Source organism: Methanosarcina sp., from assembly GCF_028693135.1.
Lineage (GTDB): Archaea > Halobacteriota > Methanosarcinia > Methanosarcinales > Methanosarcinaceae > Methanosarcina.
Genome location: NZ_JAQUVZ010000021.1, coordinates 47,748 through 57,198, shown reverse-complemented (window position 1 = coordinate 57,198; position 9,451 = coordinate 47,748). Strand labels below are relative to the sequence as shown.

General features: G+C 36.6%; 8 protein-coding genes. 3 read left to right on the top strand and 5 right to left on the bottom strand.

Translation table 11 applies throughout. From position 1 onward, the window contains the following. Positions 1-298 precede the first annotated feature (298 nt). The 3 genes from PHF18_RS10905 to PHF18_RS10895 all read left to right on the top strand — a co-directional run bounded on the left by PHF18_RS10905 (position 299) and on the right by PHF18_RS10895 (position 1,457). Positions 299-562: a hypothetical protein gene (locus PHF18_RS10905; protein ID WP_300102491.1), complete on the top strand. Its 264-nt coding sequence runs from the start codon at positions 299-301 to the stop codon at positions 560-562. Between the two features lie 438 nt (positions 563-1,000). Further along, entirely contained in the window at positions 1,001-1,195 is a 195-nt protein-coding gene (locus PHF18_RS10900; protein WP_300102487.1) for a hypothetical protein, read from the top strand. Beyond that, entirely contained in the window at positions 1,185-1,457 is a 273-nt protein-coding gene (locus PHF18_RS10895; RefSeq protein WP_300102485.1) for a type II toxin-antitoxin system RelE/ParE family toxin, read from the top strand. The genes PHF18_RS10900 and PHF18_RS10895 overlap by 11 nt, the downstream gene beginning before the upstream one ends. Before the next feature lie 112 nt (positions 1,458-1,569). Here the strand turns inward: PHF18_RS10895 and PHF18_RS10890 are convergent, their stop codons facing one another. The 5 genes from PHF18_RS10890 to PHF18_RS10870 form a co-directional block, all read right to left on the bottom strand. Beyond that, a complete protein-coding gene (locus PHF18_RS10890; protein ID WP_300102482.1) occupies positions 1,570-1,830 on the bottom strand; it encodes a hypothetical protein in 261 nt (86 codons plus the stop codon). A gap of 549 nt (positions 1,831-2,379) precedes the next feature. Continuing rightward, a complete protein-coding gene (locus PHF18_RS10885) occupies positions 2,380-4,098 on the bottom strand; it encodes a hypothetical protein (RefSeq protein ID WP_300102480.1) in 1,719 nt (572 codons plus the stop codon). After that, entirely contained in the window at positions 4,070-5,524 is a 1,455-nt protein-coding gene (locus PHF18_RS10880; protein ID WP_300102477.1) for a hypothetical protein, read from the bottom strand. The genes PHF18_RS10885 and PHF18_RS10880 overlap by 29 nt, the downstream gene beginning before the upstream one ends. After that, the gene (locus PHF18_RS10875) at positions 5,511-8,666 is read right to left on the bottom strand and encodes a tubulin-like doman-containing protein (protein WP_300102474.1); all 3,156 of its coding nucleotides are present in this window, start codon (positions 8,664-8,666) and stop codon (positions 5,511-5,513) included. Before PHF18_RS10875 ends, PHF18_RS10880 begins: the two co-directional genes overlap by 14 nt. Beyond that, entirely contained in the window at positions 8,663-9,394 is a 732-nt protein-coding gene (locus PHF18_RS10870; RefSeq protein ID WP_300102471.1) for a hypothetical protein, read from the bottom strand. Before PHF18_RS10870 ends, PHF18_RS10875 begins: the two co-directional genes overlap by 4 nt. Between the last annotated feature and the right edge of the window lie 57 nt (positions 9,395-9,451).

Genomic DNA, 9,451 nt, shown 5'->3' with positions numbered 1-9,451 from the left:
AATCTCGTATCAATAGCCATTCCTCCATTTTCAACATTATCTACAATCCTCGAACTTTTCTCAAGGATTGTGAATTGGAAGGTTTTAAACCGCCGAAATTGGAAGATTCTTAACCGCCATTGACATAATGTGACACTGTCAAGCGAAATATAGTTTCTATACAAGTTTTATATTCGTATGATTATATAAATATAATTGTCTTATATTAGATATAGACAAAGTGATCTTTAATTGATTTTTGATTTAAATGCTTAAGTTCTAAAATAAAATTTTTTCAACAAACAAAGGGGGACAAAATATGGGTGGATGTGATTCGATAACGTATCACGGCGTTACACAAAATGTATTTAATTGTTTGAAAAAGAAACTTGAAAATGTAGGGGTAAAAGTACCTGCAGGAAACGAAGGTGACATTGAAGGATATGGAGTTAAAGGGCACTTCAAATGGGATGGAACGACAAATCTCACTATCACTGTTACAAGTAAACCATTGATTCTCCCCTGTGGGATGATAACAGATAAGCTTAATGACGCTATGCATAACTGTGGTGGAGCTAATTAATAACCAGTAATAGGGGAATAAGAAAAATTTTGCAACTGGCTATTCTACCGATATATGGTATAGCCTTTAAAATAAGGATTTAAATCTTAGAGCCTATCCGAAAAGTGTTGTAACCTGCTATAGGTTTTATACCTGGCAATATGTACAACGTAGCAGACACACGGGTATTCGCCAATTTTGAGTATTATTCCTCTGCGTAATCTGTTATGCTTGCTTTAACCATATATTAAGTGCCCTTATCGGCAGGTTCGGTTAATTTTTCAAAAAAGCAAATGGAACCCTCTATCAAACCTTTAGATAACCGTTCTCCCTGATGACAAGCAGAAATCCAAAATCTTTTTCTATCCATCCTTTTTATAGCATTGCTTTTTTCATATGTTTTTTTCCGTATTTTTTCATATACAAACTATAAGTACTATAGCCACTATGATGAAGGATATGGCTGAAACTACCACTATACAAATAACAAAACAAACACGTGACCAGCTACGTGCTATCGGATCTATGGGAGACGATTACAATAATGTCATCGAGAAGCTGATCATAGAGCATAACAAAAATCGGCTCGCAGAATATGGTCAAAAAATAGTAAATGAAAAGAAAGAAAAGTTTGTGAGCATAGATGAGCTTTGATGTCCTGGTGCTTCCGGAATTATTTGACAGGATTCCCTCAGAGCTAAAACAACACATTAAATCAGCAATTAAAGAACTTAACGATCCTTTTCCCGGAAGTGGAGGAAACAAAAAAGAAATTAAGGGTGCTGGAAAAGTTTCATACCGCCTCAGAGTAGGAAACGTTCGCATTTTCTACAACGTAGATAAAGACGAAAAGAAAGTTTATGTTTTCGATATTCTCACAACTGAACAGGCGCACAAGAAGTATGGAAGATTGTGAGCTGCGGCGGCTTTTATAAACAAGTTGAAATAAAAATCAAAGGGCATCCTCTATCAAATCTAATTAACCGCTCAAGGAGAATGTACCCTTCAGCCAGATGTTATGTGTCTTTTTATGTTTTTTCTCTTTTAGATATCAGGTTCAAGGCTATCACGAAGCTGGAAATGAATATTATAGCGAGTACTACCGTATTTGTGGGGCCGCTTATACCTGAAAAATTATTGACAAAAGGGCTGGTAATAGAATAAGCAGCATTGCTGGCAGAATACATGTTCCTTGCATGCAGCCCATAGTAAGCCGACTCCAGAAGTACTGCTATAAGTGAGATTAAAACTGCTATCAAAAAACTGCGGATTATAATGTCAAGTTTCATTTTCAATCATCTTTTATAACTGCATCCTGAGATATAAACAAATTTATTTCAGTCGAATATCCTGTGGATTTTTCGGTGGGTTTCTGTGGATGTTTCTGTGGGGACAAAAAACGGGCTTGAAATTATTGGATCTGAATATTAACCTGTACAGCGTCATTTATCGTATCTTGTCGTTCTTTCCACGCTCAACACAGGAGAGCAGTCTTACAAAAAAATCAAAGTTGCGCTGGCGCACTCCTCTGCAAGCAACGGGGTATGTTTGCGCCACCGCTCCAAATTTCGTTAAAGTAGACAATAACCCTAAAATATTTAGTTTGAGTAGAACTTAACAACCAAAAAATGGAATTAATAAATCATATTATCATTAACGTTTACCGGGGAAGTTTTCCATCCCCGCGGTAAGCTAGTGTCGTGGCAAATTAATTACTGGGCGTTAATATTTAGACAATACCTTATCCGTAGTCCCTTTCTTAATTCTGAGGACTCAGAACTAAATTTCCTAGACACTAGCGGGGCATTCAACTGATTAAAAAATATTCAAATTTGTCTTTATGTCCCATCTGTGTCGTTTATTTCTGTATTATTCTCTGCTTTTTGATCATCCTCGGAGATTATAGCATCCTCTAAACTATTTATGGATTTATTTTCATACACTGATTTCAAATATTCAATAAATGTAGACGTATTGTTTCCGGAGGAATTGTTCTCTCCTTTATTTCCCGTTGAATGGGTATAATATATGGAAAAATAAGATATAATCAGAACCAGAGCGACAGCGCAAAAAACGGTTTTGAAATTCCTGTTTCTTTTCCTTTTTTTCATCCATTTTTTTGAATCCAGGTATTCTGAACCCTGGATTTTATCCAGATTTTCAGCTTCTTCTTCGCTTAGCTTTGAAATAAAGTCATTGTTGCCTTTTTGATCAACCAGGTCTTCGATCAGAGTTTTGAGAAGGATTTTTCCCTCGGCTTTTGGCTTTGAAGGTGCTTCACTGGCAATAAATTTTACAAAATTAATCTTGTCTGAATATTCTAAGAGTTTTAGTGCTTGTTTAATTCCTTTCTCAAAAGAATTGTACCTGGAATCTCTTCTGGAATTCTGTGTCCAGTCGTTATCTAAATAATTTAAAGGTAAATTCTCCCGTGAAGTCTTCTTAAAGAGCAAATTGAACAAATCTTTGTTATGTTCTTTATATATGGTTAGTACAAGATTCACGATGAGGTCTTCAATATATAGATTTCTTGAGAGTAATATTTTGTAAAGATCTTTCCTGCATTCTGACGCTTCAATTTTGCTATAGATATTTATGAGAACTTTTCTAATATTGGGATCGTTTACATCAGTGGTTTTTTGGACCAATCCCTGAAATATTTCAACTTTCTCCAGATCATCAAAGTTGTCTAAAATAGAATTAGAAGAACTGCAATAATAGAATGGGTCACTTAAGATTTTTTTCACAATAAGGCTTACGGAATCTGACCTGGTTTTACTTCCTTTTGAAGAAGAAGTTTTACCTTTAAAGAGTTCTTCACCCAACTCTTTATAAAAATTCCATGATCCTGATTTAGAAAATTCTCGAAACGTTCCGTTTTCTCCGATCTCAAAATCCGGATTTGGTTTGATGAGACTAACAGAAACATCAGCTTCTGAAGGATATTGAGAAACATCAAAAACAAATGTAAATCTGTACCTTAATATGGTAATTAATTTAAGGATAAGGGAAAGTCCACTACTGAGTTCTGAAATCTTGACAGAGACTTTTTTGCGAGAACGAATCTTGCCTGCTGTGTATTCTAAAACTTCTTTTTCTATAGGGGCCCCTTTAATAGTTTTAAAGTCCCCTTCCTCCCAAAATCCAACTAGCTTATATTTCTTCACGTCGAGATTCTCTACCTCAAATTTAACCCTCTCATAGAACTGCTTTAATAACTGAATATCAGAATCAATCTCATCCTTTAACGGTAAATTTTTGTAGACCTGGATGAATACGACTCTTTCTTCTCTTCCATTCTCAGCCTTTACACTCAAACTGCATCCAAAAATGAGTTCATTCTCTTTTGATTCCAGGTAAAATGCACTTCTTTTTGTATCAAGCTGCGTTGCCAGTTCAGTATATTGTTCAAAAAGTGTATTACCTTTTAATAGATGGCCCGTTGAATTATAGATTCCATAATCTGAGTTCTGGCTTGCATTGGAGAGGTGGAAAAAAGCAAAGCTCTCTGGAGTTTTATCACGACGATTAGAAGCTGAATTTCCCAATTTCTCCAACCCTCCATGGATTTATTTTTGGATATTCCCGCTGAATTTCCGGATTCTCACTTTCTATAGTGAGAGGTTTCAGGGTTGCATCCACACTGACCGTGTACATGTAGATCGGCATTTGATATGCCATATTTACAATTTCCTTGAATGTGGTAATCTCGCAGAACAGATCATATATTTCATGCTCTATATCCCTGGCTTCTTTTGAATCCTCCATAATCTTGGAAAGATCCTTAAACATGTCAGTCTTGGTCACCACAATCGCATACGATTTCTCATTCCCGAATATATTGATGATATTTGAGTAGTGGCCGAAGAGTTGTGTCAAATTTGTTTTGCCGCCATTATGGTAGTCAACGATATGATCTCCATCTACCAGAAAAATGATTTTCCCTGCACTTTCAAATCTTTTATATACATGGGCAAAAGTGACTTTCTCTACAGCCTCTGCAAATTCATTTTTATGATTATCTCGCAGGTTTTTTATAAAATCTATATTTCCCATATTCTGTTCCAGTGTGGGAACGTCTATATTGAAACGTTCGTTGAGTTCTTCAATTATTGTCCCATATTGCGCGGGGTCAAAATTTTTTGTATGTTCTCCCCCGTAGTCGACAAATGTCATTCCTACAGGTTTAACTCCTTTTTTGCCTGATAACAAATATATTGCAAGATCTGTCCGGAGGTTGCTTCTTGGAAGTTCTCCCTTCTCCATATCTGCAAGCATATTTTCAATCTTTAAACTTTCTTTGTTTTTTTCCGACACGATAATTTCTTTTCTCTGGCCCCCCAGAACAGTTACAAACTGATTGTAGAATGCAAGCAGTAACAATGTTTTTCCGGACCGTGAAGGCCCATACACAAATACATCATAAGCCTTTATACCGCGAATGGTCTTCGTCAGAAGGAAAGAAAATGTAAATAAAGTTCCTAGCAAAATCATAAATTCAAAAATCTCGCTTGACCCACTTGACATGAAATCCGGTTCTTGAGAAGACCACATAATCTTAACCAGAGCCAGGATTAGATACAATGAGGTAAATACAACAAAAATCTTGATGAATCGACGTAAATACATCGCAAGCCTGTCAAAGCGATTATTATAATAGGAATAAAAGCTTAAGCATCCACCTTCCAGCATTCCAAGCACAAATCCGTCAAGACGTAATAACCCGCTTACGTAAAAGACGTACACAAACGGCAAGAACACTGCAAGTAAGAAAATTCCCCCGATTCTGGAGCGAAACTCGAGAATCATCCCAATTGCACTGGAAATAAAGGATGCAACGAAAAAGCTGAAAATGAGTTTTATGTACCATGCCGTATCTGATAGCCAGTAGGGCATACTCATATGTAAAAAAATAAGGGAAAGGAGAACCCCCAATAAAACCAGAATGATTTCAAAAATCGTATGAGTTCTACTTATTTTCAAGCTTCAGGGCCTCCTTTAATGACTTCGTTTTATAAAGGCTCTTGATCTCCTGGGGAATTTCCTCTATCCTTTCACTGTTTGCAATCTTTCCGGCTGCTTCCGAGCTTAAGAGGACATTTCGAGTTATGTACTCTCCATCCTGAAGTTTCAGGACATGATGCAGTATATTTTCCTTATTCCTTGCATAAATTTCCCAGTAACCTCCTCCGGCTACCAGGGGATAAATGTTGTCAAGAAAACTTGATGCGGCAAAAAAGGTCAGAGCAATCTCCCAGGGTTTTGTATGTCCATGGGGAGTTAGCAGGGAATCATTAGGTTTTTTCAAAGACAGGCTCTGATTGATATCTTTACTGATCATGCTTTTCATGAGCTCGGAACGTACATATCCGGAAGTGGATGATACAACTAAAGCAGCTTTCCCAAAAGTCCACCTTTCAGTCTCGCCTATTGAAATTTTTAAAGAATTTACTCCAAGTTTCCTGCTTTCAAACAGGTCCTGATATGTTGATTTTGCGAGGTTTATGAGTTTATCAAGTTCTAATTTCCCGTTTGTGTCCATGTCAAGATTGCCCATATCAGGAATGGCATTCGTATCAGACCTGCCTTCCACAAGAGACAGGATCTGGGGGTTGACACTTCCAAATTTAGTTTTGTATATGCCTTTTTTCGTCCGTTTTCCGGCTTCTATTTTTTTATTGATTATCTCAAAATGTTCATGGAAATATTCATAATGCAGATTGAAATTTTTTCGGCTTGAAAATGTTTCCGTGTTGGTGGCATCGACTTTAACAAGCATATCATACTGCAGTTGCTTTTCTTCTATTTCTCGATTTATATCTTTAATGTATTTATTTAACTCTTCCATACTATTGAAGTAATTAGCAGCTTCTAAATGGAGTTCTGTCAGATTTTCTCGCAAAAACTGCCTGATTTTTACCCTGTCATCGGATGCAAATATTTGATCCAGCCTCTCACTGTCTATATTATTTGTATTTAAATCTGCAAATATAGAATTACAGATCCTTTCTCGAAGTACTTCAACTTTTTTAATTAAATCAATGGTTAAAAAATTATCAGGTATGATTATATTAAAGGGTGTATCGATACGAATCGCCCAGTATTTCATATTTGATTTGATATAATCTTCTTCTTTCCCGGCATGCTCTTTATATTTTTTTATTAGTTGCTTTCTCTTCCCCAGTATAAGTGCACGCAAGCCGCCCTTTTCAACTTCTTTTACCTTATATTTATAAAAATAATAATTGGTAACGGAATCAATAAACCTGCTTAAGCTTTCAAGATCACATTCGTTCTCTTTTGAGATAGCCTCAATTTCCATTCTAATATCTTTAGTGCCAGCAGACAAAAACCAGCTATTTTTATCGTTCCCTCTAACTTTCCCGGTACTCAATTTCTCTATATATCGATCTAATATTTCTTTCAATTTTTGTTCATTATCCGGGAGGTATTTAATATTCCGGTTGAGTTTTGCATAGGACTCAAGGTCAAGATCAATATCATTTAATTTATCTTTGATCTTTTTGTCGACCTCGATGGGCAAAGAATTTAGCTCGGCCATTTTCTGCTCGGTCGGCTTCAGCTTCGTGTTCAGAGTTTGGATTTCCTGACTCTTGGCGTTCAGGGCTCCAAGAAGAGGAGGGATATCCTTTTTCCCTTTCAGGATATTAATCATTACAGACCTGCAATCTTCATTCTCAACCGCTGCAACCCGCTTGAATAAACTTGCATTTTTTTCTAGAGTCTCAAGGGCTTCTGGAATCAAACGGAATAATTTTTTATCGATTTCATCTTTGAGTTTCTCTTGCGCAACGCCTTGAGCAAAATTATTAACTCGTGAAATATAGGATGTCAGGTCGTTATAGGTTCCGATCTTTTCAAATTGAATCTCTGAAATGTTATATTTAATAAATTCCTCTATTTGTTCCACGCTGTGATAATTAAGCAGTTTTGCGATGTTGTTTGTCCACACTTTTTCAATATTTCTATACTCAGTTTTTATGAACTCAAAGACTTCCATCGTTGGAGTGGCTTCTCCACTGATGTTGAACTTAATAAGGAGACCTTCAATAATCTCGTTTACATTTTTCCTGACAGCATCGATTTCTTCCAGTTCATGAATAATCTGGCTGTACTGTTCCTTTAATTCCCTGAGCTCTTCTACGGGGTATTCGATCACATGCGAATCGGCAAATATAAAAGAAGAATAGGATTTTCTTGCGTCACTAAGGTTAAGGTCACTTCTCTCTATATGGAAGAAGTTAGTGAGAATCTGCGGGAAGACAGAATCAAATTCATCTACTTCTTCCAGTTCATACTGTCCGTTGGTATACTCCGTGGGACCCAGAGATGTAAATATTACATGATCGAAAAGTCTCTCATCGTGAGACACGTTTAAGTATTCAAGCTCGGTAAGGGAAATGGCAGCATTAAGCTGTTCTTTTTCTCCTTCTTTTGTCGTTGGAAGTACTACAAAGAGATAGATAGCATCATCTCGTTTTTCCTTGATATATCTTGCAAGGTCTATGAACATGCCTGAGCCAGTACCTCCCCCGATCCCGACAATGATGGCAGTGACTCCAGGATTCGAAAAGGTAGGGAACCCATTTGCCTGTCCTTCACTCAAAACTTTATACAGAATAGCTTTTGAAACAGCTCTTCTGCGATGCACACCACCCCCGAAATCATCCATGATGAAGTGATCAATACGTTTCAGGTCCTGGAAAGTAACTCCATCGTTTTCGGGATCATTCAACCACCATGTTTTGATCGAGCGGGATCTTTTTATGCTTGCTGAAACTTCAGAGCTGGTTAAATCGGATACATGTGTAATATTTGCAAGGTTTGGTAGATAGTAGGACTTAAATTCGATATTTCCCGCTCCCTCCAGATTATCTACTTTCTCCATAATTTTTGTTTCCCACCAATGATCTTCTGCAGATTCATTGGCGTCCGTATCCATCGTATAAATCTTAAGCCTATTTACATCATTGGAGTAGTAGTGGAGTAACCAATCGTAATCGCATATTTCACGAGCAAGTTTTTTTCCGCATCCTCCCAGACCCACAATTGTCAGGTTTGGAGGGTACTTAAAAGATTGACTCGAGTCATCTACCTTTTTCATTCGGTATCTTCTCCTAGATCGATATCATCCTTAGAATTAAATCTCACACCAATTAAAAAACCGACTATAAGGCCTATGATTGCACCTGGAATAAGCCACCAGTATGAAGGCCATTTATCATTTTCAGTCAAATAATCAGCAAGTGTTTTTGACTCCTTAACAAGCCCTTTATCATGCAGGTCCTGCAGATATTTCTTAAAAAAAGGATCTTCGATTTGATTTATCTGTTCTCTGAATGAATCAACTTCCGGGATTGAAATTTCAAAGGGACGTGTTTCCACGCTTTCAATCAGATTTCCTTTACTATTTGTAAGTGTTATTCTGTCATAAGCGTAGCCCGTACTTTGTTTATATGTTATAAGTGTTACTCCATCATACTGTTTTTTATTAGTGATTTGTGGGATTTGTCCATTAATAGTAACAATAATTGATGTTGTGCTTTCATTAACTGGAAAATCAAATTTGTTAGCATCACTTGTAAAGTTCAAATTTGTGAAATTATATAAAGGGGAATCATCAACTTTAACCAGATCAGTGTCAAAAGAGATATAATCTGCAGCTGGTGGGATATTATTTATTGTTAATGTGTAACTTATTACCTGTCCCTCTAAAACTTTGTCCTGTGTTTGACCATTGATCTCAATGTTTGTTGCTGATGCCGTACTTGCAAGAAGTAAAAGTAAGAACAGTGATAAAAATAAGTAGTTTACACCCTTGAATGATTTCATTTTTTTATTACACCACCGCTTTAACATTATTTAACGATACCCTCTTTGTAAAATAGT

What these genes read in the sequence shown, in the direction of transcription:
- PHF18_RS10875 (WP_300102474.1), bottom strand. Translation starts at nt 8,666, where the DNA reads ATGAAAAAGGTAGATGACTCGAGTCAATCTTTTAAGTACCCTCCAAAC.
- PHF18_RS10905 (WP_300102491.1), top strand. Translation starts at nt 299, where the DNA reads ATGGGTGGATGTGATTCGATAACGTATCACGGCGTTACACAAAATGTA.
- PHF18_RS10870 (WP_300102471.1), bottom strand. Translation starts at nt 9,394, where the DNA reads ATGAAATCATTCAAGGGTGTAAACTACTTATTTTTATCACTGTTCTTA.
- PHF18_RS10900 (WP_300102487.1), top strand. Translation starts at nt 1,001, where the DNA reads ATGGCTGAAACTACCACTATACAAATAACAAAACAAACACGTGACCAG.
- PHF18_RS10890 (WP_300102482.1), bottom strand. Translation starts at nt 1,830, where the DNA reads ATGAAACTTGACATTATAATCCGCAGTTTTTTGATAGCAGTTTTAATC.
- PHF18_RS10895 (WP_300102485.1), top strand. Translation starts at nt 1,185, where the DNA reads ATGAGCTTTGATGTCCTGGTGCTTCCGGAATTATTTGACAGGATTCCC.